Source organism: Mycolicibacterium cosmeticum (assembly GCF_000613185.1).
In the GTDB taxonomy this organism is placed as follows: Bacteria; Actinomycetota; Actinomycetes; order Mycobacteriales; family Mycobacteriaceae; genus Mycobacterium; species Mycobacterium cosmeticum.
This window is the reverse complement of sequence record NZ_CCBB010000002.1, coordinates 74,579-97,994: the sequence shown is the minus strand read 5'-3', so window position 1 is coordinate 97,994 and position 23,416 is coordinate 74,579. Positions and strand designations below refer to the sequence as shown.

General features: G+C 69.8%; 23 protein-coding genes. 14 read left to right on the top strand and 9 right to left on the bottom strand.

The features are described from left to right. Positions 1-154 precede the first annotated feature (154 nt). The gene (locus tag BN977_RS32895; protein ID WP_165576340.1) at positions 155-322 is read left to right on the top strand and encodes a hypothetical protein; all 168 of its coding nucleotides are present in this window, start codon (positions 155-157) and stop codon (positions 320-322) included. Between the two features lie 46 nt (positions 323-368). Here BN977_RS32895 and BN977_RS15795 read toward each other — a convergent pair whose 3' ends face one another. From BN977_RS15795 to BN977_RS15785, 3 genes are all read right to left on the bottom strand, one after another. After that, a complete protein-coding gene (locus BN977_RS15795) occupies positions 369-1,778 on the bottom strand; it encodes an aldehyde dehydrogenase family protein (RefSeq protein ID WP_036399473.1) in 1,410 nt (469 codons plus the stop codon). Between the two features lie 73 nt (positions 1,779-1,851). Beyond that, on the bottom strand, positions 1,852-2,793 hold the full coding sequence (locus BN977_RS15790) for a class I SAM-dependent methyltransferase (RefSeq protein WP_036399470.1): 942 nt from the start codon (positions 2,791-2,793) through the stop codon (positions 1,852-1,854). A 90-nt stretch (positions 2,794-2,883) separates the two neighbouring features. After that, complete coding sequence (locus BN977_RS15785; RefSeq protein WP_036399467.1) at positions 2,884-3,519, bottom strand: TetR/AcrR family transcriptional regulator; 636 nt, start codon at positions 3,517-3,519, stop codon at positions 2,884-2,886. Positions 3,520-3,678: 159 nt separating this feature from the next. Between BN977_RS15785 and BN977_RS15780 the strand changes: the two genes are divergently transcribed. Beyond that, positions 3,679-4,245, top strand: coding sequence for a TetR/AcrR family transcriptional regulator (locus BN977_RS15780; RefSeq protein ID WP_036399465.1), 567 nt, complete (start codon positions 3,679-3,681; stop codon positions 4,243-4,245). Between the two features lie 19 nt (positions 4,246-4,264). Next, positions 4,265-6,490: an FUSC family protein gene (locus BN977_RS15775; protein WP_084172576.1), complete on the top strand. Its 2,226-nt coding sequence runs from the start codon at positions 4,265-4,267 to the stop codon at positions 6,488-6,490. Here the strand turns inward: BN977_RS15775 and BN977_RS15770 are convergent. Next, positions 6,462-7,439 carry a pirin family protein gene (locus BN977_RS15770; RefSeq protein ID WP_036399463.1) on the bottom strand — a complete coding sequence of 326 codons (978 nt, stop codon included), beginning with the start codon at positions 7,437-7,439 and terminating at the stop codon, positions 6,462-6,464. The genes BN977_RS15775 and BN977_RS15770 overlap by 29 nt on opposite strands. A gap of 64 nt (positions 7,440-7,503) precedes the next feature. Between BN977_RS15770 and BN977_RS15765 the strand changes: the two genes are divergently transcribed. Beyond that, on the top strand, positions 7,504-7,743 hold the full coding sequence (locus BN977_RS15765; RefSeq protein ID WP_036399461.1) for a hypothetical protein: 240 nt from the start codon (positions 7,504-7,506) through the stop codon (positions 7,741-7,743). Here BN977_RS15765 and ptsP read toward each other — a convergent pair. Beyond that, positions 7,740-9,485: a phosphoenolpyruvate--protein phosphotransferase gene (gene ptsP / locus BN977_RS15760; protein WP_036399459.1), complete on the bottom strand. Its 1,746-nt coding sequence runs from the start codon at positions 9,483-9,485 to the stop codon at positions 7,740-7,742. The two genes, BN977_RS15765 and ptsP, sit on opposite strands and share 4 nt — an antisense overlap. A 66-nt stretch (positions 9,486-9,551) precedes the next feature. On the opposite strand from ptsP, the gene BN977_RS15755 reads away from it, so the two are divergent. The 8 genes from BN977_RS15755 (at position 9,552) to BN977_RS15720 (ending at position 18,406) form a co-directional block, all read left to right on the top strand. Continuing rightward, complete coding sequence (locus BN977_RS15755; RefSeq protein WP_036399457.1) at positions 9,552-10,331, top strand: DeoR/GlpR family DNA-binding transcription regulator; 780 nt, start codon at positions 9,552-9,554, stop codon at positions 10,329-10,331. After that, the gene (locus BN977_RS15750) at positions 10,328-11,305 is read left to right on the top strand and encodes a 1-phosphofructokinase family hexose kinase (protein ID WP_036399455.1); all 978 of its coding nucleotides are present in this window, start codon (positions 10,328-10,330) and stop codon (positions 11,303-11,305) included. The genes BN977_RS15755 and BN977_RS15750 overlap by 4 nt, the downstream gene beginning before the upstream one ends. Before the next feature lie 25 nt (positions 11,306-11,330). Beyond that, on the top strand, positions 11,331-13,334 hold the full coding sequence (locus tag BN977_RS15745; RefSeq protein ID WP_036399453.1) for a PTS fructose transporter subunit IIABC: 2,004 nt from the start codon (positions 11,331-11,333) through the stop codon (positions 13,332-13,334). 28 nt (positions 13,335-13,362) lie between these two features. Then, complete coding sequence (locus BN977_RS15740) at positions 13,363-13,620, top strand: HPr family phosphocarrier protein (RefSeq protein ID WP_024453477.1); 258 nt, start codon at positions 13,363-13,365, stop codon at positions 13,618-13,620. A gap of 178 nt (positions 13,621-13,798) precedes the next feature. After that, a complete protein-coding gene (gene mycP, locus BN977_RS15735; RefSeq protein ID WP_024453476.1) occupies positions 13,799-15,145 on the top strand; it encodes a type VII secretion-associated serine protease mycosin in 1,347 nt (448 codons plus the stop codon). Next, complete coding sequence (eccE, locus tag BN977_RS15730) at positions 15,142-16,542, top strand: type VII secretion protein EccE (RefSeq protein ID WP_036399450.1); 1,401 nt, start codon at positions 15,142-15,144, stop codon at positions 16,540-16,542. The genes mycP and eccE overlap by 4 nt, the downstream gene beginning before the upstream one ends. Then, on the top strand, positions 16,539-18,071 hold the full coding sequence (locus BN977_RS33500; RefSeq protein WP_036399447.1) for a PPE domain-containing protein: 1,533 nt from the start codon (positions 16,539-16,541) through the stop codon (positions 18,069-18,071). Before eccE ends, BN977_RS33500 begins: the two co-directional genes overlap by 4 nt. A 20-nt stretch (positions 18,072-18,091) precedes the next feature. Beyond that, positions 18,092-18,406, top strand: coding sequence for a YbaB/EbfC family nucleoid-associated protein (locus BN977_RS15720; RefSeq protein WP_036400310.1), 315 nt, complete (start codon positions 18,092-18,094; stop codon positions 18,404-18,406). Here BN977_RS15720 and BN977_RS15715 read toward each other — a convergent pair. From BN977_RS15715 to BN977_RS15700, 4 genes are read right to left on the bottom strand one after another with little or no spacing between them, the layout of a single operon-like run. Continuing rightward, positions 18,403-19,446 (bottom strand): ABC transporter ATP-binding protein, encoded by a 1,044-nt coding sequence (locus BN977_RS15715; protein ID WP_036399445.1) that lies wholly within the window; start codon positions 19,444-19,446, stop codon positions 18,403-18,405. The genes BN977_RS15720 and BN977_RS15715 overlap by 4 nt on opposite strands. Beyond that, positions 19,443-20,204, bottom strand: coding sequence for an ABC transporter permease (locus BN977_RS15710; RefSeq protein ID WP_036399443.1), 762 nt, complete (start codon positions 20,202-20,204; stop codon positions 19,443-19,445). The genes BN977_RS15715 and BN977_RS15710 overlap by 4 nt, the downstream gene beginning before the upstream one ends. Continuing rightward, complete coding sequence (locus tag BN977_RS15705) at positions 20,201-21,052, bottom strand: ABC transporter permease (protein WP_036399441.1); 852 nt, start codon at positions 21,050-21,052, stop codon at positions 20,201-20,203. Before BN977_RS15705 ends, BN977_RS15710 begins: the two co-directional genes overlap by 4 nt. Continuing rightward, positions 21,049-22,182, bottom strand: coding sequence for an ABC transporter substrate-binding protein (locus tag BN977_RS15700; protein WP_191262726.1), 1,134 nt, complete (start codon positions 22,180-22,182; stop codon positions 21,049-21,051). The genes BN977_RS15705 and BN977_RS15700 overlap by 4 nt, the downstream gene beginning before the upstream one ends. A gap of 222 nt (positions 22,183-22,404) precedes the next feature. On the opposite strand from BN977_RS15700, the gene BN977_RS15695 reads away from it, so the two are divergent. Next, complete coding sequence (locus BN977_RS15695) at positions 22,405-22,977, top strand: hypothetical protein (protein WP_051561583.1); 573 nt, start codon at positions 22,405-22,407, stop codon at positions 22,975-22,977. Continuing rightward, positions 22,974-23,384, top strand: a complete 411-nt coding sequence (locus BN977_RS15690; RefSeq protein ID WP_036399439.1) for a TIGR03668 family PPOX class F420-dependent oxidoreductase — start codon at positions 22,974-22,976, stop codon at positions 23,382-23,384. Before BN977_RS15695 ends, BN977_RS15690 begins: the two co-directional genes overlap by 4 nt. Positions 23,385-23,416: the final 32 nt, after the last annotated feature.

Genomic DNA, 23,416 nt, shown 5'->3' with positions numbered 1-23,416 from the left:
GTCGGTTCGGCGCCGGTGAACCGGGTCCGCCGACGGGTGGTTCCTGCCAACCGTCGATCAATCGCTGCCATCGGGATTACCTCGCTGACCTGTGCGTTTTACCTATCAGACCGGAGCGAGACGCCCCGATACGGATCAAGGAAGAGGCAGCATCATGAAGCAGTTTTCCATCGCAGGAATCATCGCCGGCGGCTTGACGGCAGCGGTCCTGGGTCTGGCGGCCCCGGCGTCGGCCGATATCAGCCACCACGACTGGATCTACGACATCCAGCCGCACGCGACGGCCCCGCAGGTCGACAACACGGTTCATCAGAGCCACTGAACCGGCGAAATCGGGGGCTTCCCAAGGGAAGCCCCCTTTTCGTGCATCAGAAGATCTTTCGCGCCAGTTTCCAGGCTTTCTCGGTGTAAGGCGGGTAGATCAGCTTGCCCAGATCGGGTCTGGTGGGCTTGGTCAGCACCGACTTGCGGTGGCTGAACTCCTCGAATCCGAAGCGCCCGTGATAAGCCCCGATGCCGGACGGCCCGACACCACCGAACGGCAGCCGGGTGGTGGCGAAATGGAAGATCAGGTGGTTGACCACCATGCCACCGGCCGACACCTCCCGGACCACCCGTTCGCGGGTGTCCTTGGATTTGGTGAACAGGTAGGCGGCCAGCGGCTTGGCCCGCGCGTTGACGAATGCGATTGCCTCGTCCAGGTTTTGGACCGTCACGATGGGCAGGATCGGGCCGAAGATCTCGTCGGTCATCAGCGGCTCGTCCAGCGCCGGGTCGACGACGACGGTCGGGTCGATCTCCAGCGCCGCCGCATCCGACCCGCCGCCGAGCACCACCTCACCGGTGGTGGCGGCGACCGCCGTGGTGAGCCGGTCGAAGTGGCGGCCGTTGACGATCCGCTTGCCGCCGGTGGCATCGGCCTCGAACGCCGTCACCGCCTGCGTGATCCGCTCGACCAGTTGGTCACGGATGCTGGCGTCGGCCAGCACATAGTCGGGGGCGATGCAGATCTGGCCAGAGTTGATCAGTTTGGTCCACGCGATACGCTTTGCGGCCACCTCGATATCGGCGTCGGCGGCGACGATCACCGGGCTCTTGCCACCCAATTCCAGGGTCACCGGGGTGAGATGCGCGGCCGCCAGCTGGTACACCTTGCGCCCGATCTCGGTACCCCCGGTGAAGCACAACTTGTCGAAGCCCTGCTCGATGAGTTTCTTACTGACCGCCGCGTCGCCCTCGACGACCACCACGGCGCGCGGATCCAGATACCGCGGTACCAGCTGCGCCATCAACGCCGACGACGCCGGGGCCAGCTCCGAGGGTTTGACGACGACGGCGTTGCCGGCGGCCAGCGCACCGACCGCCGGTCCCAGCGTCAGGGCGAACGGGAAGTTCCACGCGCCGATGATCAGGACCGTGCCGAACGGCTCGTATTCGATCCAGCCGCGCCCGGGCAGCTGGGAGAACTCCAGCCTGCGGTATTTGCGCCGGGTCCACTTGCCGATGTTCTTGGCCGCGTCGGCGGCCTCGGCGGCCACGCTGGCGACATCGGCGAGCCAAGCCTCGAACGGCTTGCGGCCCAGGTCCTGGTGCAGCGCCGCGGCGATCGCCGCCTCGTTGTCCACCACCAGCCGTTCCAGCCCGAGCAGCTGCTGCCGCCGCCATTGCACGTCGCGGGTGCGGCCGGTGGCAAACGCCGCACGGACATCGGCGACGATCGCCGGGATATCGGGGGAAGCGACCGGGCCGGCCTCCGGCGTCGCATCGGTTGTGGTCACGGCGGGCGTCCTTCCACATGAGGGTTGCCCGCATACTAACCATTTGGTTGGGCGTCCAGAAGGCCCAAATCGACTATTGCCGCACCGCGGTGACGAAGTACGAGAACGCGTCGTCGCCGGGCGTATCGGGTCCGCTCGGCAGCGCCCACCGCCCCAGCCTGCGCATCTCGTCTGCCGACTTCACGGCGGCGCTGCCCCAGCCGTGGTCGGCCAGCCACACCGCGACATCGGCCCGGTCCGGGTCGTTGTACATCAGCTCCGCCACGTCGAGACCGTCATCCATCCCGAACTTCTCCCGGATGGCGTCGAAGCGGGCCTTCATCTCGGCGCGGCGTTCCTGCGCCTGGATGGGCGCGGTCTCCACGGCGATCCGACTGCCCGCCGCACTGAGCTCGGTGACCTGGGCGAACAGTCGGTCCTGGGCATCGGCCGGCAGGTACATCAGCAGGCCCTCCGCGAGCCAGGCCGTCGGTTCGTTCACCTGGAAGCCGGCTTGTACCAAGGCTTTCGGCCAGTCGTGCCGAAGATCGACGGGCACCTCGCGGCGCTGCGCCGACGGGGCGACACCGTGTTCGGCCAGCACCGTCGCCTTGTATTCGAGAACCTTCGGCTGGTCGATCTCGAACACCGTGGTGCCGGCCGGCCAGTCGAGTCGGTACGCGCGCGAATCCAGTCCGGAGGCCAGGATGACGATCTGGCGCACCCCGGCGTCGGCGGCAGCTCGGAAGAACTCGTCGAAGAACTTGGTGCGCACGGCCTGGTAGCTGCCCATGTGGGTGAAGATGGCGGCCGCTTCGGCATCGATTTCGGCGGCTTTGCCGACGAAGTCCCGGTCCAGCATGAAGTTCCAGACACCGGCGCCGGTGCCGTCGACCAGCATCCTGGCGTACGGATCGCTGATGAGCGGGTTCTCGGCTTCGGTTTCGGCAGCGCGCGCCGCCGCGACCATGACGGCGGTGGTTCCCACACTGGTCGCGATATCCCAGGTGTCGTCGTGCGTGCGCAGTGAGCTCATGTGGCGATCCGTTCGGTCGAGCGGCTGACGGCAGTCGTCCGCCATGCTACCGAACAAGTTAGGTTAGCTATGCGCTGGCGATGCTGACAGCTATCGGTTCAGCGTCCACAACTTGTTAGCCAACAGCAGCTCGAACTTTTCGATGACGCGTTCCAGATCTTCGTACGAGCCGACGTATCCGGCATAGAAGCCCATCCCCCACATCACCGCGACCAGCAACTCGACCAGCGTCTCCACGTCGGTATCGGTGATTAGCTCGCCACTGTCGACGGCCTCCTGCACCGCCCACGAGACGAAGGCTCGGGAGCTGGTCAGGGAGTCGTGCGGCTCCTGGATGAGCTCGGGGTGGCGCTGCGATTCCAGAACCGAGGTCACCAGGAACGCCGCCACCGACCGGTCCCTGTTGTCGGTCTGCATGACGACCGAGAAAAATGTCGACAACCTGGCCAGAAGTGTGCGCTGCGCCTTGGCTTTCTCGAATCCGGCGCCCACCACCATCGCGTTGGTCTGCTCGATGACTTCGCGGTAGAGCACCCGCTTACTCTCGAAGTAGTGATTGATCGCGGGCCTGGTCAGATCCGATCGGATGGCGATGGCCTGGAAAGTCGCCGCGTCGTAACCGAGTTCGCTGAAGACCTCGCGCGCAGCCTGCAGGATGCGCTCACGAGTATCCGCAGCCTTGGCTGCGGGCGGGCGACCCGGTCCTCTGCTGGCTATATGCGGCACAGTCAAATTGTGCCACAGATTACCCGTCCCACTACGACTATCATGGCGTGGAAGTTATCCAGACCCCAGATTCAGCAAACGTCCAGACGCGTAGCTCCGGGCGCCGGGCCGGCTCGACCGGGCCAACGGGGTCGATCGATCGAACTAAGGTGTCCAACCATGGCAGGCGTCGTGTCGAGGGATTCCTATTTCGAGACGGGTATCGAGATCCTGTCCGATCTAGGCTACGGCGGTCTGAAGCTGGCCGAGGTATGTCAGCGCCTCGGCGTCACCACCGGGTCGTTCTACCACTACTTCACCAGCTGGTCGGCCTACACCCAAGCGCTCGTCGAGCACTGGATGCGGGTCAAGACCACCCAGATCATCGAGGCGGCCCGCGGGGAGCGCGATCCCCGCCGCCGGATCGGCAACCTGGTCGAGGTGGCGCTGGCCCTGCCGCACGGTGCCGAGGCGGCGATCCGGGTGTGGAGTTCCATCGACCCGACCGTCGGCGCGGTGCAGAAGACGGTCGACCAGCAGCGGTTCGACATCATGAAGGAATCGGCGTTCGAGATCCTGCAGCACGAGCGGCAGGCGCATGTGTTCGCCATCGCCGCGGTGTATCTGCTGACCGGTTACGAACAGGCGTCGCTGCCGCGGGATTTCGGCGACCTGCGCTGGTTGGCCGACCAGCTGCTCGACGGCCTGGACTCCGGCATGTTCGGCAGCGTCCCCGAGCGTCCCTGACCGTCTAACATCCTCGGGCATGACCACCCCCGTCGGTCCGTGGCTCGGGCTGGCAAGAAGGGTGCACGCGCGCGACCCCGAGTACGACGCGATGCGGCGGGCCACCCGCGCCGGCCTGGTGCTCCCGCTGGTCGCCGCGGCGGCGTTCGCCGTCGGCGGGGTGCAGACCCCGATGTTCGCCATCCTCGGGGCGGTCGCGTTGCTGATCCTGGCCGACTTCCCCGGCAACCGGCCGGCCCGCGCCCTGGCCTATGCGGGCCTCGGATTCAACGGTGCCGTGTTGATCACGCTCGGCACCCTGGTGGCGCCGGTGCCGTGGCTCGCGGTGACCGTGATGTTGGTGGTCGCCGCGGCGGTGATGTTCACCGGGGTGCTCAGCGAGATCGTGGCAGCCGGCCAGCGCGCCACCCTGCTCACCTTCGTCCCCGCGCTGTGCACCCCGCCGGGGCCGATCCCGGACCGGCTGCTCGGCTGGGCGATCGCGCTGGCATTGTGTGTGCCGGCCGCGTTGTTCCTGCTGCCGCCACGCCATCACAACGAATTGCGTCTGCACGCGGCGCAGGTGTGCGCGACCCTGGCCGACCGGCTGCAGCGCGACGCCTCGGCCGATGATGTCACCGCGGCGATGGACGCCCTGCGTACGACGTTCCTGGGCGCCGACTTCCGGCCCGTCGGCCTGACCGCGGGCAGCCGCGCCCTGGTGCGGGTGATCGACGATCTGCAGTGGCTGTCCGACCGCGTCAAGGGGTCCTTCGGTGTCCTGCTCGCCGAGATGCGTGATCCGATCGTCGCGGTGTTGCGGGAATCCGCCGCGGTGCTGAGCACCGCCGAGCCGCAACGCGCGGCGCACCGCGGTGCACTCGCCCACGCACTGGCGGTGCAACGGCTGATCGCGCAGAGCCGCTACCGCGAGGACATCCTGGAGATCCTGGGCGAGCCCGATGACGAGGCCGCCCTGGAGATCGGCCGGAAGTTGTTGACCCGCAGGACGATATCCGCGTGCGTCGCGGCGACCGGCCGGGTGATCGGGTTGGCCGCCGACGCGGACGCGCGACCGGTGTGGGCCCGGGTGCTGGGCCGGCGCCTGCCGCCTTCCGGCGCGGCGGCGCGGGTGCTCTCGGAATCGGAGGCCGTCGCCAGCATCCCGTCCGGGTTCGTCGCGACGCGGGCCGTGGTGGTGCGCAACAGCCTTCGTACCGGCCTGGGCCTGGCGCTGGCCGTCGGCGTGACCTACCTGTTCCCGGTGCAGAACGGGTTGTGGGTGGTGCTGGGTGCGATGTCGGTGCTGCGCAGCAGCGCACTGACCACCGGCGCCCGGGTGGTGCGGGCGATCACCGGAACGGTGATCGGCTTCGGCCTGGGCGCGGTGTTCATCGCGTTGATGGGTGTGGACCCGATCGTCATGTGGCTGACGCTGCCGGTGGTGGCCTTCGGGTCGGCGTTCGTCCCCGAGGTGGCGTCGTTCATCGCGGGGCAGGCCGCGTTCACCATGATGGTGGTGATCATCTTCAACCTGATCCATCCGATCGGCTGGCGGGTGGGACTGATCCGGGTCGAGGACGTGGTGATCGGCGCCCTGGTCGGTGTGGTGGTGTCGGTGCTGTTGTGGCCGCGGGGTGCTGCCGCGGCGGTGAACCGTTCCCTGGATGCGGCCCGGGTGGCCGGCACGGCGTACATGAAGGCGGCGGTGTTGCGGGTGACGCGCGGCGCCTCCGAAGACGCCGACAACCGGATCAGCGCGCTCGGACACGACGCCATGACGGCCGGTCGCACGCTGGATGACACGGTGCGCCACTATCTCTCGGAGAGCGGCGGCCTGACCGACCTGCGTGCGCCGGTGGTCAGGTCGGCCAACCGGGCCACCCGGCTGCGCGGCGCCGCCGAGCTGATCGCCGATATGGTGCCACCGCCGCTGGATACCTATCCGCAGGTGCGCGCTGTGCTCGAATCCCATTGCGACGCCGTATGCGAGCGGTTCCGCGGCGTGGAATCGGTGACGTTCGGCGCACCGATCAGCGACGATTTTGTGCGGGCGCTGCGCGCGGGGGCCGGCACCGGCGGTGAGCTGGCCGTCGCGGCGGCGCTGCCGCTGGTCGCCGTCGCCGCCAACCTCGGCGAGCTGGAGCTGCTCTACCCGGAGCCGGCGCCCGCACTGCAGGCCGGTCATCCGTCCCGGGGCGCCTCGCTCCCGCCCGCCGGCACCGTTCCCCGGGTCGCTACGCTCCCGCGCCCCGGTACGGCATGAGCGCGTTCGGCGGCACCGTCCCGAACCGGCCGGCGTTGAAGTCCTCCAGCGCCTCGATCACCTCGGACTTGGAGTTCATCACGAACGGGCCGTAGTGGAAGACCGGTTCACGAATCGGCTTGCCGCCCAAGAGCAGCACCTCCATGGCGGGCCGGTTGGAATCCTGGGATCCGTCGGCGGCCACCGTGATGCGGTCACCCGGCCCCAGCACGGCGAGCTGGCCCTGCTGGATCGGGTGGCCCACCGGGCCCACCGAACCACGTCCGGACAGCACGTACACCAAGGCGTTGAACCGGCGGTCCCATGGCAGGTCGAGTCGGGCACCGGGCGCAATAGTGCTGTGCGCCAAGGTGATCGGCGTGTGGGTGCCGCCCGGGCCGGCCTCGCCGCCGATCTCGCCGGCGATGACGCGCACCAATGCACCACCGTCGGCCGAGGACAGCAGCTTGACCTGGTTGCCCTCGATCGCCTGGTATTTGGGGCTGGCGAACTTGTCCGCACGCGGCAGGTTGACCCACAACTGGATGCCGTGGAAGACGCCACCGCTGTCCACCAGCTCGGCCGGCGGTGTCTCGATGTGCAGGATGCCCGAGCCGGCGGTCATCCACTGGGTGGCGCCGTCGGTGATCAACCCACCGCCGCCGTGCGAGTCCTGATGCGCGAAGCGGCCGTCGATCATGTAGGTCACCGTCTCGAAACCGCGGTGCGGGTGCCAGTCGGTGCCGCGCGGCTCGCCGGGCTGGTATTCGATCTCGCCCATCTGGTCCATGTGGATGAACGGGTCGAGATCGGCGGCACTGACCCCGGCGAACGCGCGCACGACGGGGAAGCCCTCGCCTTCGTACCCGCGCGGACCGGTGGTGATGGAGCGCACCGGGCGCTCGGTGTCGGTGGAGCCCGGCCCGGCGATGCGGGGCAGGGTGAGGGTATCGGCTGTGATGGCAGGCATGCCCCATTAAACCGGACCACAGTCCGATTAATTCCGGCGGCCCCGAGCGGGTACTCCGGGCTCCATGAGTGACATCAACCCAGCCGAGCTGTGGACGGTCGTGGCGGCCACCCTGCACGACCGCGGCGACGCCACCAACGGCGCGCAGGAAACCGTCGTCGCACAGGGCTCCGAAGAGGAAGCCCGCCGCGTCTTCGCCGACACCAAGGCCCAGGCGAACGAACTCGGCTATGACGCCGTGACGCTGCGCAGCGTGGACCGGGACGTCGAGTGGTGGCCCGAGGAAACCGGGTGGACCGTCTAGCCGAGTACCGCGCGTGCCGCGGTGCGCGCCTGTGTGGCGCTGGCGGTGCCCAGCACCGCATCCGCGGCGGCACGGCACTGCGCCAAGGTGACCTGCGCCAGTTTGGCACCGACACCCTGCACGGCGGCGGCGGCCGCCGACAGCGAGGTCACCCCGAAACCGGTCAGCACACAGGCCAGGAGCGGATCCGCGGCCGCCTCACCACACACGCCGACCGGTTTACCCACGGCGGCACCGGCTTTCGCCGTCATCGCGACGAGGGACAGCACGGCCGGCTGCCAGGGGTCGGTGAGCGCCGCCAGGTCGGCCGACATCCGGTCGGCGGCCATGGTGTACTGCGCCAGGTCGTTGGTGCCGATGGACAAAAAGTCCACGTGCTCCAGGATCCGGTCGGCGAGCAGCGCCGCGGCGGGCACCTCGATCATCACGCCCGGTGTCAGGCCGTGCGACCGCGCCTTGTCGGCGAAGTCCTTCGCCTCGTCGGCGGTGGCGATCATCGGCGCCATCACCCAGGGTGGGTTGCCGGTGCGCTGCGCCGCGGCGGCGATCGCCGCGAGCTGGTGGTCCAGTAGCGCGGGGTTGCCGGTCGCGATGCGGATCCCGCGGACCCCGAGTGCGGGATTGGCCTCGTCCGGGTGGCCGGCGAACTTGAGCGGCTTGTCCGATCCGGCGTCGAGGGTGCGGACGACGACCTTGCGGCCGGCGAACGCCTCAAGCACCTCGGCGTAGATGGCGGCCTGCTGGTCGACGGTCGGCTCGGTGTCGGTGTTGAGGAAGCACAGCTCGGTCCGGAACAGGCCGACCCCTTCGGCGGGCGTCTGCCGGGCGGCCCGGGCGGCGGCACCGTCCTGCACGTTGGCGAGCACGGCGACGGCATGGCCGTCGGAGGTGGCCCCGGGACCGGCCCAGCCGGCGGCGGCCGCGGCGGCGCGTCGGGCCGACGCCACCTCGTCCTGTGCGGCGGACTCCTCCGGGGCGACGGTGACCGTGCCACGGGTGCCGTCGACGAGCACCATGGTGCCCGCGGGGATGTCGTCGAGCCCGGCGATCGCCACGACGCACGGGATGCCGAGTTGGCGGGCGATGATCGCCGTGTGGCTGGTCGGCCCGCCGAGGGTGGTGGCTAGCGCCACCACGAGCGCCGGATCCAGCCCCGCGGTGTCGGCCGGGGCGAGGTCCTCCGCGCACAGGATCGACGGCACCTCGGGTTGGGGCACTCCGGGTTCGGGCAGGCCGACGAGTTCGGCGATCACCCGGTCCCCGATATCGCGCAGATCGGTGACGCGTTCGGCCATCATGCCGCCGATCTGGGTGAACATCGCCACGAACTGGTCGACGGCCGCGGCGACGGCCCGCACCGCGGGGGTGCCCTCGGCGATGCGTTTCTCGGCCGCGCTCAGCCAGGCCCGGTCCTGGGCGAGGCCTGCGGTGGTGGCCAGCACCTCGGCGGCGGCACCGGTGGCCCGGCCGGCCCGTTCCCGCAGCCGACCGGCCACCGCGGCGGCCGCGGCGGTGAACCTCGCGGCCTCGGCCGGACGCTCCTCGTCGCCGAGCGCGGCGGCGCCCAGATCGATCTCGGGTTTGAGCCCGGGGCGGATCACCGGGGCGTAGGCGACCCCGGGCACTACTGGGACCCCGGTCAGCACCCGCGTACCGGCATCCGTCACAGATGAAGCACTCATGTGAGCCACGTTACAAGAAATCGTTGACAAGTCAACACAAACAAGCGTAAAACAACACATACCAACATTCACAGCCCGGTCCGACGCCGGAGAACCCACTCGATCCCAGACCCCGAGACCGGAGCCATGTACGCCGAAGAACGTCAGCAAGCGATCGCCTCGCTGGTGATCCGGCAGGGCCGCGCGTCCGTCGCCGAACTGGCGCAAGCCTACGAGGTCACCACCGAGACCGTGCGGCGGGACCTGGCGGCGCTGGACAAGGCCGGGGTGGTGCGCCGGGTGCACGGCGGCGCCGTCCCGGCCCGCGCACTGCACCTGGTCGAACAGGATGTCAGCGAACGCGACACCACCCGCGCCGACCGCAAGGACGCCATCGCCGCGGCGGCCACCGACTTCTTCCCGCTGTCCGGATCGACCGTGCTGCTGGACGCCGGCACCACCACCAGCCGGATCGCCGCCGCCATCCCCACCGACCGCGAGCTGGTGGTGGTGACGAACTCGGTACCGATCGCCGCCCGGCTGTCCGCGGTCCCGTCGGTCGCGCTGCACCTGCTCGGCGGCCGCGTCCGCGGCGTCACCCAGGCCGCCGTGGGCGAGGCCACGCTGGCGGTGCTCGACAGCCTGCGGGTCGACATCGCGTTCATCGGCACCAACGGCATCACCCCCCGCCATGGCCTGTCCACCCCCGACCCGGACGAGGCGGCGGTCAAGCGAGCCATGGTCAAATGCGCCAATTACGTTGTCGTCGCCTCGGATTCATCGAAGATCGGCCGCGAGGAGCTCATCAGCTTCGCACCGATCTCCAGCGTCGACGCGCTGATCACCGATACCGAGATCACCGATGCCGACCGTGCCGAGCTGACCGGGCTCGGCATCGAAATCGTCCTCGCGGGAGAGCAGGCATGATCGTCACCGTCACACCGAATCCGGGCATCGACCGCACCGTCACCCTCGGCACACCGCTCGTGCGGGGTGCGGTGCACCGGGTCCGGTCGGTCACCAGCGAACCCGGCGGCAAGGGCGTCAACGTGGCCCGCGCCCTCGGACTGGCCGGGCTGGACACCATCGCTGTGCTACCCGCCGCCGACACCGATCCCATCCTCGTCGCGCTGCGCGCCATCGGCGTGCCGTACCGCAACGTGCCGATCCCCGGTCAGGTGCGCACCAACCTGACGATCACCGAAGACGACGGCACCACAACCAAACTCAACGAGCCCGGTGCTCCCGTCGAGGCCGCCGCTCTGCAGGAACTCACCCACACCGTGCTGCACGCCGCCCAGACCGCCAGCTGGGTGGTGCTGTCCGGTTCACTGCCGCCGGGCATCCCCGACCGCTGGTACGCCGACGTGGTGGCCGAGCTCGCCGGATACGGCTGCCGCGTCGCGGTGGACACCTCCGACGCGCCGCTGTCGGCACTGGCCGCCGAATTCGGCACCGCCGCACCGGATGTCATCAAACCGAATGCCGACGAGCTGGCCGGTCTCACCGATTGCTCCGGCGAGGAACTGGAAGATGCGGTGGCCCACGGTGATACCGGGCCGGTGGTCGCCGCCGCCCGCCAGCTGGTGGACCGCGGTGCGGCCACCATCCTGGTCACCCTCGGCGCCGCCGGCGCCGTGCTGGTGGACACCGACGGCAGCTGGCTGGCCACGCCACCGCCGACCGTGCCGCGCAGCACGGTCGGTGCCGGGGACGCGTCGCTGGCCGGTTACGTCCGCGCCGCGATGGCCGGCGCGGCGCCCGCCGAGCGCCTGCAGATGGCCGTGGCCTACGGCAGCGCCGCGGCCGGTCTGCCCGGCTCCGCACTGCCCGCCCCCGCCCAGATCAACCTCGATGCCGTCGTCGTGAAGTCGATCGCACCGTCCACCACCGGATCCTGAACCCCCACCACGAGAAGGTCACACCATGTCCACCACCGATACCGCTCAGCCGGTGATCACCACCGATCTGGTGCTGCTCGACGCCGACGCCGGCACCAGCAACCAGTCCGTGATCGGCCGCATCGCCGCGCTGCTCGCCGGCGCCGGCCGCACCAGTGACGCCGACGGGCTGATCGCCGCGGCCATGGCCCGGGAAGCACAGTCGGCCACCGGTTTACCCGGCGGCATCGCCATCCCGCACTGCCGGTCGGCGTTCGTCGACACGCCGACCATCGGGTTCGCCCGGCTGGCGCCGGCGGTCGACTTCGGCGCCCCGGACGGTCCGGCCGACCTGGTGTTCCTCATCGCGGCGCCGGAATCCGGTGGCGCCGAACACCTCAAGCTGCTCTCCAGCCTGGCCCGCGCGCTGGTGCGCAAGGAATTCGTGGCATCGCTGCGCGCGGCCAAGACCGCTGGTGAACTCGTGGCCCTCGTCGACGGCGTGATCAACCCGGCCCCGGCCGCACCCGCCGAAACCGCCGCCGCGGCCAAGAAGGCATCGATCGTGGCGGTCACCGCGTGCCCCACCGGAATCGCCCACACCTACATGGCCGCCGACGCACTCAAGCTGGCCGCGGAGCGGGCCGATGTCGCCCTCACCGTCGAGACCCAGGGTTCCTCGGGCGGCACCGCGCTGTCGGCCGACACCATCGCCAATGCCGGTGCCGTCATCTTCGCCACCGATGTCGGTGTCAAGGACAAACAGCGCTTCGCCGGGAAACCCGTCATCGCCTCCGGGGTCAAGCGCGCCATCAACGAGCCGGACAAGATGATCGCCGAAGCCGTCTCGGCCGCGGCCGACCCCGACGCCCCCCGGGTCTCCGGGACCGCGGGTGAGGCCGCCGCCGCCTCCTCCGCCGCGGGCAGCCTGGGCTGGGGCACCCGGCTGCGCCAGATCCTGCTCACCGGCGTGAGTTACATGATCCCGTTCGTGGCGGCCGGCGGTCTGCTGATCGCGCTGGGCTTCCTGTTCGCCGGTTACGACATCGCGAACAGTCCCGACGGCGCGAAACCCGTCGGCTTCGGCATGAACTCGCTGGGCGCCCACATCGCCACCGGAAACTCGCTGACCGACCTGCCCGCGGGCGGCTTCGCGCAATACCTGGGGGCGGTGCTCTTCACGGTCGGCGGCTTGGCGTTCATGTTCCTGGTGCCCGCGCTGGCCGGGTACATCAGCTTCGCGATCGCCGACCGGCCCGGCATCGCACCCGGTTTCACCGCGGGTGCGGTCGCGGTCTTCGTCGGCGGCGGGTTCATCGGCGGCATCGTCGGGGGCCTGATCGCCGGGTTCACCGCCCTGTGGATTTCCAAAGTCAGTGTGCCGCAATGGTTGCGGGGCCTGATGCCGGTGGTCGTCATCCCGCTGTTCGCCTCGCTGGTCGTCGGGCTGCTGATGTTCCTGCTGCTCGGCCGGCCGCTCGCCGCGATCACCTCGGGCCTGACCAACTGGCTCAACGGGCTGACCGGCGCGTCGGTGATCCTGCTCGGCGTCATCCTCGGCCTGATGATGTGCTTCGACCTGGGTGGCCCCGTCAACAAGGCAGCCTATGCGTTCGCCACCGCGGGACTCAATGTCGCCGACCCGGCATCGCTGCGGATCATGGCCGCGGTGATGGCCGCCGGCATGGTGCCGCCGCTGGCCATGGCCCTGGCCACCACGGTGCGGCCCGGGATGTTCAGCGAGCCGGAGCGGGAGAACGGCCGGGCGGCGTGGCTGCTGGGTGCCTCGTTCATCTCCGAGGGCGCCATCCCGTTCGCCGCGGCCGATCCGCTGCGGGTGATCCCCTCGATGATGGCCGGCGGTGCCGTCACCGGCGCGATGATCATGGCCTTCAACGTCACGCTCAAGGCCCCGCACGGCGGCATCTTCGTCTTCTTCGCGATCGGCCACCTGGTCTGGTTCCTGGTGGCGCTGGCGGCCGGAACCGCGGTCGCCGCGCTGGCCGTCGTGCTCGCCAAGCAGTTCACCAAGACCCCCGTCAACGCCTGATCCACCCCTACAACCGAGGAGAACAACCATGCCCAGCAAGACCGTCACCGTCGGATCCGCCATCGGCCTGCACGCCCGGCCGGCCGCCATCATCGCCGAGGCCGTCGTCAACGCCGGCGTGCCGGTGACCCTGGCCGTCGACGGCGGCGAGCCGGTGGACGCCGGTTCGGCGCTGATGATCATGACCCTCGGTGCCGGCAACGGCGCGCAGGTGACGGTGGCCTCCGACGACGCGGCGGTGCTGGCCACCGTCGCCGACCTGGTGACCCAGGATCTGGACGCCTGAGCCCCGCCAGAAAGCGATACGGTCTGCTTCTTCGCCCCCGTAATATTGCTCTGACGCCGCCCGCGGGATTCGTCTCATAGGCTGACGTTGCGCGAACACGCCGCACCGATGCGGCCTTCGCTTTGCTGCGGTTGTGTCACACAGCCGCAACCGGGGATTGCAAGGGGGAGTGACGACCGTGCGACGCATCGCTGCGCTGCTGGCCGCGTTGACGCTGTTGGTGGGCCTGGCCCCGCCGGCCGGTGCCGTCGAGCCGCCGACGATCGACCCCGGGGCCGTTCCCCCGGACGAGACCGGGCCGGATCAGCCCACCGAACAGCGACGGGTGTGTTCGGCGCCGATCACGTTCCCGAACTCGAACTTCACCGACAAGCCGTGGGCCAACGACTATCTGCGGCTGGCCGACGCGCAGAAGTTCGCGACCGGCGCCGGGATCACCGTCGCCGTCATCGACACGGGCGTCAACGGCTCGCCCCGGGTGCCCGCCGAACCGGGCGGTGATTTCGTCGACAAGGCCGGCAACGGGATGTCGGACTGCGACTCGCACGGCACGCTGACGGCCTCGATCATCGCCGGGCGGCCCGCACCCACCGACGGGTTCGTCGGCGTCGCACCCGATGCGCGCCTGCTGTCCCTGCGCCAGACCTCGGACAATTTCCAGCCCGTCGGGTCCCGCAGCGACCCGAACGATCCGAACAGCACCCAGACCGCGGGCTCACTGCGCAGCCTGGCCCGCGCGATCGTGCATGCCGCCAACCTCGGCGCGCAGGTGATCAACATCAGCGAGGCGGCCTGCTACAAGGTGACCCGCCCGATCAACGAGTCCGGTCTGGGTGCCGCGATCAACTACGCCGTCAACATCAAGGGCGCGGTGGTGGTGGTCGCCGCGGGCAACACCGGCCAGGACTGCGCACAGAATCCGCCACCGGAAGCCGACCAGCCCAACGACCCGCGCGGCTGGAAGCAGGTGCAGACCATCGTGTCACCGGCCTGGTATTCGCCGATGGTGCTGACGGTCGGCGGTATCGGCCAGACGGGACAGCCGAGCAGCTTCTCGGTGTCGGGTCCGTGGCTCGACGCGGCGGCGCCCGCGGAGAACATCACCGCGCTGGGGTATGACGGCAATCCGGTCAACGCGCTGGCCGGCACCGACGGGCCCATCCCCATCGCGGGCACCTCCTTCGCGGCCGCCTATGTGTCCGGCCTGGCCGCGCTGCTGCGGCAGCGCTTCCCCGACCTCACCCCGGCGCAGATCATGAACCGGATCACCGCCACCGCCCGGCATCCCGGCGGCGGGGTGGACAACTACGTCGGCGCCGGGGTGATCGACCCCGTGGCCGCGCTGACCTGGGACGTGCCCGCCGGCCCGAAGGCAGTGCCGTACCGGGTCAAACAGCTTCCGCCGCCGGTCTATGTCCCGCCGCCGGACCGGCGCCCCATCACCATCGTGGTGGTGACGGGGACCGCGGTCGCGCTGATCCTCGGGATCGGCGCGCTGGCCCGCCGCGCCCTGAGGCGCCGATGAGAGAGTTCTTCGGCCAGTTCGGTTTTCGCTTCACCACCGGTCACCTGCTGTGGGCGGCGGTGCTGATCCCGGCCGTGGTGCTGGTGTCCATCCCGCTGAACCTGCTGTGGCTGGGCATCACGCTGGCCGTGCTGATCGCCGTCGCGACCACCCTGACCGTCCGCGGCCGCCGCTTCACCGGCTGGATCGCCGCACTGTTCTCCTGGCGACGCCGGCACACCGTCGCGCCACCCGCGCCGTCGGTGCCCGCCGTCGGCGCCACGGTGCTGCCCGGCGATCACGTCGCGGTGCGCTGGGAGGGCGACCAGTTGATCGCCACCATCGAACTGATCCCCCGCCCGTTCACCCCGACGGTGCTGGTGTCCGGTGAGGCGTTCACCGACGACGTGGTGGACACCCGGCTGGTCGAACAACTGCTCGCCGCGCACTGCCCCGAACTGGAGGCCGACGTCGTCTCCGCCGGGTACCGGGTGGGCAAGACCGCACCGGCCAGCCTCGTCGCGCTCTACGAACAGGTGGTCGGGCCGTACCCGGCACCGGCGAACCGGCGCACCTGGATCGTGCTGCGCGCCGACCCCGAACGCACCCGGCGGCCGGCCCAGCGCCGCGAGTCCGGTGTCGCCGGGCTGGCCCGCTACCTGGTGGCCTCCACCACCCGCATCGCGGATCAGTTGGCCAGCAACGGTATCGATGCGCGGTGCGGGCGCAGCTTCGACGATTTCGACCGGGCCACCGAGATCAGTTTCGAACGCGAGTCGTGGTCGTCGATCAAGGGCCGCAGCACGTTCACCGCGGCGTATGTGGCGCCGGGTGGGCCGAACGTCTGGTGGTCGGCCCGCGCCGACCACACCATCACCCGGGTGCGCATCCGCCCCGGTGCCGCACCCACCACCACGGTGCTGCTGACCACGCTGGCCAATCCGGCCACCCCGCGCGGGTTTTCGTGCCTGTTCGGTGGGCAGCGGGCCGCGCTGCTCGGACAGAGCCCGGTCACCGACCGGCATTACGAACTGCCGATCGGCTCGGCGGGGGTGCTGGTGGGCGAGACGGCCGACCGCTACCCGGTGTACATGCCGTTCGACGACGTGGATGTCAGCATCAACCTGGGTGACGCGCGGCTGTTCACCCAGTTCGTCATCCGGTCGGCCGCAGCCGGGGGCGTGGTGACGCTGGGCCCGCAGTTCCGCGAGTTCGCCGGCTTCGTCAACGGCCGGATCGGCACCGAGGCCAAGGTGACGTGGCCGAACGCCACCACCTACCTCGGACCGCATCCCGGGGTCGGACGAGTCGTGTTGCGTAGCAACTTCATCGGCACACCGCGGCACTCTCAGTTGCCGATTCGGTTGATCAACCCGCGTGAGGAGAGCCGCTACCAGATGGCGCTGGAGGGGGTATGACCGCCAACGAGGTGAAGGTCGTCACCGCCGACCTGAGAGGCCTGGCGGGGGCGATGCGTGCGGTGTTCTGGTACCAGCCGGACGCGCAGGCCATGCCGCCGGACCAGTTGCCGTTGGCCATCACGGCGACCGCGAATTTGAACGACAACGCCGCTGAGCTGGCGCAGTATCAGAAACTCGCGGAGGCCCAGGGCCATCGGCTCGCCGAGATGCTCGACTCGGCCGCGAAGGCCTACGACGAGGTCGACGAGAAGTACAAGACCACGCTCGACGATCCGCAGCGGCACGCGGCGGTCGAGGGCATCACCTTGTCCCCGCCGTCCACACCGCTGCCCCCGGTACCCCAGGCATCGCCGGCGCCGAAGGCCCTGGATGCCGGCGGCTACAGCAATATCGAGCAGACCCACATGCAACTGCTCAGCGGTAGCGACGCCTCGTTGCGGGCCGCCGCCGTGCAGTGGGACCTGGCCGCCGACAGCGCCGAGGGCGCCCGACCACCGAAGAACACCTCAGACTGGGAGGGTGAGGCCGCCGACGCCGCCCACCGGCGGCTCGACGAGTACGGCGACTGGTGCACCGAACTGGGCGCGGCGTGGCGGCGATTGGCCGACGCCGCCAACAAGATCGCCGACGCGCACGTCACCGCGGTGACCGAGCACACGCCGCTCTATCTCCAGTACCTCGCCGCCAAGCAGGCCCTGGCCCGGTTGCTGGCCGAGGGCGACGCCAGGTCCCAAGTCCAGGCCCAGCATGTGCAGGCCGAGATGGCGAAGCTGCAGCAGGCCTCCGACGAGGTGCGGCAGAACTACGCCGGGCAGGCCACCTTCGACCAGGTGAAGGTGGAAAAGCCCGGGTTCGCCTCATCCGGCGGGACCGGTGGGGGCACCACATCGGGCTCCGGCAGCGGCGGCGGTGGCGGTGGCGGTAACCCGGGCGGCGGTGCCGGCCAGCCTCTCGGGTCACCGCAGCCGCCGTCGGCGCCGGTGAGCCCGCAGGGCGCCGATCCGCTGTCGACCGGGCAGTCACCGTCGAGCTCCGCCGGATCAGGCGGCAGCCCATCGGGTTCCGGCGGCAGCCCGGCCGGAAAGGGCGGTGGCGGCTCCCCCGCCGGCGGCGGGTTGCCGTCCGGGGGCGGGCTGCCAGGAGGTGGACTGCCCGATGGTGGGTTGCCCGACCCGGCGCTGGACGACCCGGGCGTCAGTCCCGCCGGTGCCGGTGGCGGCTCGGGTGGCGGCGCCGGCGGTGGTGGCGGCGCACCCGGCATGCCGCTGCAGCCCAGCGTCGGCGCCGAGACGGTCGGCCCAGCACCCGGTGGCGCCCGCGGCGGTGGCTCGGGTGCCATCCCGGCCTCGGCCATGGGCGGCGGGATGGGTGGCATGGGCCACGGCGGCGCCCAGCCCGGCAAGGAGAAACGGCGCGATCCCAACCTCGCCCCCGACGAGGACCTCTATACCGAGGACCGCCCTTGGACCGAGGGCGTCATCGGGGCACGCAAGCGCCGTGACACCCCGGACAAGGACCAGAAGTGAGCCTCGAACCGACCGACGACATGCATCCCCAGGTGGCCGCCGTGCTGCGCCAGGCCAGCCGCCTGCAGGATCTGATGGACAGTCAACTGCACAAGATGGCCAGCGAATCCTTCACGGCGGCAGACGAATCCGAGACCGTGGAGGTAACCCTCAACGGTCACCACCATCTGGTCGACGTCTACTTGTCCGACGGTGTGCTGCGGCTGGGGTCCGACACGGTGTCCCACCGGCTCAACGAGGCGCTGCACAATGCCACCGAGGTGGCCAGTGATTCCATTGCCGCCGACCAGGATCGGCTCAACGAGGCGATCGCCGAGATCACCGACGGCGATTAGACCACCAGCACGCCATCGGATTCGACGCCGACCCGGACCCGCTGCCCCACGGTGAACGACTCACCACCGCTGACCTGGGCCAGCACCGTCGCCCCGGCCTCACTCCCCGCAAGGGCCACCCGGACCCGAGACACCGCCCCGAGGAACGAGACAGACTGCACGACACCCGATCCCGTCGCTTCGCTCGCCCCCGCCGCAAGCCGCACGGACTCCGGTCGAACCAGTGCCGTCCCCGCACCGGTCACCGATCCGGGCAGCGCCGGAACAGCCTTGCCCCACAACAGCACCTGGCCGTCGATGACCTCAGCCGGAACGCGGTTGCTCAGCCCGACGAACTCGGCCACGAACGGCGTGGCCGGTGCCGTGTACAGGTCGGCGGGGGCGGCCAGCTGCTCCAACCGGCCGGCGTTCATCACCCCGACCCGGTCGGCGACGGCCAGCGCCTCCTCCTGGTCGTGTGTGACGAACAGCGTCGTGATGCCGACTTCCTGCTGGACCCTTCGGATCTCGTCCCGCAACTGGGTGCGCACCTTGGCATCCAGGGCCGAGAGCGGCTCGTCGAGCAGCAGCACCCTGGGCCGGATCGCCAACGCACGGGCCAGCGCGACCCGCTGCTGCTGGCCACCGGAGAGCTCACCGGCGTAACGGTCCGACTGAGCCGCCAGACCCACCAGCTCCAGCATCTCCAGTGCGCGAACCTGCCTGTCCCGCTTGGACATCCCGCGCATCTTCAGGCCGAACGCGACATTGTCCCGCACCGTCAGGTGCGGGAACAGGCTGTACGCCTGGAACACCATCCCGATGTCGCGTTTGTTCGCCGGTACCCGGCTGATATCCCGGCCGTCGACCCAGACACTGCCCGCAGTCGCCTCGTCGAGCCCGGTCAGGATCCGCAGCGCGGTGGTCTTACCGCAGCCCGACGGGCCGAGCAGCGCGACCAGCTGGCCCGGCTCCATCCGCAAGGTGAGCCCGTCGAGTGCCCGCACCGGCCCGTAGTGGCGGCTCAGGTCCCTCAACTCCACCGCGACACCGGCCGTCATCCGCGGCGCCCCCTTCTCGTCACCAATGAAAGCACCAACAACAGAACGAAACCGAAGATGAGGGTGGCCAGCGAGGCGGCCACCGAGGTGGGGCCGTCGGCCTTGCCGATCGTCACGATCTGCACGGGCAACGTCATGAATCCCGACAGCGAGGCCACGGTGTACTCGCCGAGCACCACGGCGATCGAGATGAACGCCGCCGCCAGGATGCCCGACCAGATGTTGGGCACGATCACCCGCACGATGGTCGTGAACCACCCGGCTCCCAGTGAGCGCGCCGCCTCCGCGAGGGTGGTCAGGGCGATCGACGACAGCGCCGCGTCCAAGGCGCGGTAGGCGAACGGCAGCACCAGCACGATGTAGACGAAGGTCAGGGTGAGTGCCGATTCGCCGAGCAGATAGGTGACCCACAGATAGACGTTGCGCAGACCGACCACGATCACCAGCGCCGGAATGGTCAACGGCAGCAGGCACAGGAACTCGACGAGCCTGCGCGCCCACGGGGTACGCAACCGAACCCAGATCATCGTCGGCACCAGCACCGCGAGCATCGCCGCGACCGTCAGCACCGCCAGCAGCACCGAGGTGACGATGGAGGTGACCAGTTCGTCGTCGGTGACCAGGCTGTGCCAGGCCGCCGGCGTGCGGCCGCCGCCGCCGAGAGGATCCCTGGTGGAGAAATCGGCCATCGCATAGAGCGGCAGCAGGAAGAACAGGCCGAACAACACCCACAGCGCGCCGCGCACCGCCTTCGTCATGTCAGCCACCGCGCGGTCCGCCGCACCAGGGCGTTGTAGGCCACCATCACGACGGCGACGACGACGATCATCTCCAGCGCCAGCGCATAGGCGAAACCGGATTGCCCGAGCACCACCTCACTGGTCAGTGCGGCCCTGATGAGCAACGGCACGATCGGGCTGCCCTGGCTGACCAGTGCCGCGGCGGTCGCGTACGCGGCAAAAGCGTTGGCGAACAACAACAGCAGTGACCCGAGAAAGGCGGGGGTCAACAGCGGGACACCCACCTCGCGCCAGTAGCGCCATGGCCCGGCGCCCAGGCTGACGGCGGCCTCACGCCATTGCACGCGCAGGCCCTCCAGCGCAGGCAGGAACACGATCACCATCAACGGGATCTGGAAGTAGCTGTACACCAGGATCAGTCCGGGCAACCCGTAAAGCCAGCCCGAGCCGGCGAGATCCCAGCCGAAGGCCTGCTGCGCCCACACTGTCAGCACACCGTTCAGTCCGATGGTGGCCAGGAACGCGAACGCCAGTGCGACACCACCGAACTGGGCCAGCACACTGCACAACGACAGCACCACCCGGCGCACCAGCGAACCCGGCGAACTACCGGCGATCAGCCAGCACAACAGGGCCCCGAACACCGCGCCGATCAGTGCGGTGCTGCCGGACAGCAGCAGGCTGCGGCCCAGCGCCGCCAGCGGTGCTTCGCTGAACAGCGCGGTGAGCCGCTCCGGTGAGAAGCGGCCGTCCACGACGAATGCGTTCACCAGCACCGTCGCCGTCGGGATGATCAGGAACACGGTCACCACCACCAGGAACGGCAGTAGGGGCAGCACCTCGCGTACGCGACGCACCGGTGTCAACCGATCGCCTTGGCCCAGTTGGCTTTCAGATAGTCGGTGGCCTTCTTGTTCTGCTCCACGGAGACGAAGGCCGCCGCACCGTCCACCGGCGGCAGGGTGCCGTACGTCGCCCGGTCGATGCTGCCCTTGGTCACCATCGAGTCGGCCCGCACCGGCCGGGCCCCGCCGGCCAGGTACAGGTTCTGTCCTTCGTCGCTGTACAAGAATTCCTGCCACAGCCGGGCCGCCGCCGGGTGCGGAGCCTCGGCGTTGATGGCCTGGAAGTAGTACCCGGCCACCGCGGCGTTGTGCGGAATGACCACCTTCCAGGTGGGTACCTTCTTGGCCTGCGCGACGTTGAGGTAATCCCAGTCGATCACCACCGGCGTCTGCCCGGAGGCGATGGTGGCCGGCGTCGGATCCACCGGAAGGAAGTTGCCCGCCTGGTTGAGTTTGTGGAAGAACTCGACGCCGGGGGCGATATCGTCCGGCGAACCGCCCTGGGCCACCGCGACCATCATCACCCCGGAGAACGCGGCGCCGGCCTGCGTCGGGTCGCCGTTGAGCGCCACCTTGCCCTTCAGCTCGGGCTTGAGCAGGTCGTCCACGCCGGCGATGACACCGACCTTGGCGGAGTCGTACCCGATCGACATGTAGCCGCCGTAGTCGTTGACCCACCGGCCGTCCGGGTCCTTGAAGGAGTCGGAGATCTCGGCGAAATGCTCCACCTTGTACGGCGCGAACATGCCGGTGTTGGCCAACGCCACCGACTGGCCCAGGTCGAACACGTCGGGTGCGGTGCTGCGGCCCTTCTGCTGCTGGGCGGCGCTGATCTCTTCCTGGCTGCTGGCTCCGGGCTGGGCCGAGTTGACCTTGATGCCGTACTTGGCGGTGAAGGCCTCGATGATGGCGCCGTAGTTCGCCCAATCCGGCGGCAGGGCGATGACGTTGAGTTCGCCTTCCTTCTTGGCCGCCTCGACCAGGCCGTCCATCCCGCCGAAATCTGCGGACGAGGTCGCGGTGCTCGCCGCGGCGCCGCCCTGCCCGTCCTTCTTCTCGGGCGGCGCGCAGGAGGTGACCAACCCCGCGGCAAGCAGCGCGGCGGCGGTCATCGCCAGCAGACCCGACGTGTTCAGCCCAGATTTCTTCATGCGCAAACCCTCCGTTGAGCAGACGGCCGGCCGGTGACGCGCCGGTGTCGCGAACCGCCTGTGGCGATGAACCTGCAATGAACGCAGACCGACCCTACCGGCGCGTTCGGGTCTGTGACGGGTCTTCACGAAATGCCGGGCGGCGGTGGGCGCGACAGGTGATCCGGCGTGCCGCCGCGGCCGGAATCGGCATTTGCGCAGGTCGGCACATACCATCGGGGGGTGGGTGAACGCGAGGCCCCAGATCCGGGGGCGCACGGGACCGCCGATCCGGCCGATGCCGGCGGCGCGAACGGTGCCGGCCATCCGGGCTGGACGGGGCACAACGCCAGCGTGTGGGATGACCCGCGGCTCTACGAGCCGGTGGCCGCGCCACCGGAACCGCAGACCGGGCCCTTCGATGCGTTCAACACCGGGACGTGGACGTTCAAACCTCCGCCGACGCCCTGGTATCGCACCCGGCAGGCGACCCTGGCCCTGCTGGCGCTCGGCGCCGCGGCCGTCGCGCTGGTGGTGTCGGTCGTGCTACTGGCCTTCTCCGGCTCGAGCGACGACGAACCGGTGGACCCGGTGAGCACCACACCGAGTTCGACGCCCACCACCACCCCGCTGTCGACCGAGCCGCCGGCACCGCCTCCTCCCCCGCCACCACCGCCGCCGCCCCCGCCGGAGGAGCCGGCGCCCGAACAGTCCTGGCCGGCGCCGCGGCAGCGCAGTGAGCCGCCACCCAAACCCAGGATCAACGTGACCCGGCCGCCGATCAGCGTTGCGCCGCAACCCAGGACAGCACGATGACCGCGCCGGGCGCGCAGTGGGCGCAGTCCTTCGCCGCGGCGCCCGTGGCCGCCCTCGCCACCGCGGCCGACGGTGTCCCGCATCTGGTGCCGGTGGTGTTCGCCGTCAGCGGCGACACGATCTACACCGCGGTGGACGCGAAGCGGAAGTCGACCAAGCGGTTACGGCGACTGGCCAATATCGAGGCCAACCCGCGGGTGAGCCTGCTGGTCGACCACTACACCGACGATTGGACGCAGTTGTGGTGGGTGCGCGCCGACGGAACCGCCGAAATCCACCCGCACGGTGAACAGATGGCGATCGGTTACGCGTTGCTGCGCGCCAAGTACCGGCAATACGAGCGGACCGCGCTCGACGGTCCGGTGGTGGCGATCGCCGTACAGCGCTGGTCGTCCTGGCACGCGTGAGCCGAAACGAAAGTGGGGCCCCCGGTGCGGGT

What these genes read in the sequence shown, in the direction of transcription:
- BN977_RS32895 (WP_165576340.1), top strand. Translation starts at nt 155, where the DNA reads ATGAAGCAGTTTTCCATCGCAGGAATCATCGCCGGCGGCTTGACGGCA.
- BN977_RS15790 (WP_036399470.1), bottom strand. Translation starts at nt 2,793, where the DNA reads ATGAGCTCACTGCGCACGCACGACGACACCTGGGATATCGCGACCAGT.
- BN977_RS15780 (WP_036399465.1), top strand. Translation starts at nt 3,679, where the DNA reads ATGGCAGGCGTCGTGTCGAGGGATTCCTATTTCGAGACGGGTATCGAG.
- BN977_RS15775 (WP_084172576.1), top strand. Translation starts at nt 4,265, where the DNA reads ATGACCACCCCCGTCGGTCCGTGGCTCGGGCTGGCAAGAAGGGTGCAC.
- BN977_RS15770 (WP_036399463.1), bottom strand. Translation starts at nt 7,439, where the DNA reads ATGCCTGCCATCACAGCCGATACCCTCACCCTGCCCCGCATCGCCGGG.
- BN977_RS15765 (WP_036399461.1), top strand. Translation starts at nt 7,504, where the DNA reads ATGAGTGACATCAACCCAGCCGAGCTGTGGACGGTCGTGGCGGCCACC.
- ptsP (WP_036399459.1), bottom strand. Translation starts at nt 9,485, where the DNA reads ATGTGTTGTTTTACGCTTGTTTGTGTTGACTTGTCAACGATTTCTTGT.
- BN977_RS15755 (WP_036399457.1), top strand. Translation starts at nt 9,552, where the DNA reads ATGTACGCCGAAGAACGTCAGCAAGCGATCGCCTCGCTGGTGATCCGG.
- BN977_RS15750 (WP_036399455.1), top strand. Translation starts at nt 10,328, where the DNA reads ATGATCGTCACCGTCACACCGAATCCGGGCATCGACCGCACCGTCACC.
- BN977_RS15745 (WP_036399453.1), top strand. Translation starts at nt 11,331, where the DNA reads ATGTCCACCACCGATACCGCTCAGCCGGTGATCACCACCGATCTGGTG.
- BN977_RS15740 (WP_024453477.1), top strand. Translation starts at nt 13,363, where the DNA reads ATGCCCAGCAAGACCGTCACCGTCGGATCCGCCATCGGCCTGCACGCC.
- eccE (WP_036399450.1), top strand. Translation starts at nt 15,142, where the DNA reads ATGAGAGAGTTCTTCGGCCAGTTCGGTTTTCGCTTCACCACCGGTCAC.
- BN977_RS33500 (WP_036399447.1), top strand. Translation starts at nt 16,539, where the DNA reads ATGACCGCCAACGAGGTGAAGGTCGTCACCGCCGACCTGAGAGGCCTG.
- BN977_RS15720 (WP_036400310.1), top strand. Translation starts at nt 18,092, where the DNA reads ATGCATCCCCAGGTGGCCGCCGTGCTGCGCCAGGCCAGCCGCCTGCAG.
- BN977_RS15715 (WP_036399445.1), bottom strand. Translation starts at nt 19,446, where the DNA reads ATGACGGCCGGTGTCGCGGTGGAGTTGAGGGACCTGAGCCGCCACTAC.
- BN977_RS15710 (WP_036399443.1), bottom strand. Translation starts at nt 20,204, where the DNA reads ATGACGAAGGCGGTGCGCGGCGCGCTGTGGGTGTTGTTCGGCCTGTTC.
- BN977_RS15700 (WP_191262726.1), bottom strand. Translation starts at nt 22,182, where the DNA reads ATGAAGAAATCTGGGCTGAACACGTCGGGTCTGCTGGCGATGACCGCC.
- BN977_RS15690 (WP_036399439.1), top strand. Translation starts at nt 22,974, where the DNA reads ATGACCGCGCCGGGCGCGCAGTGGGCGCAGTCCTTCGCCGCGGCGCCC.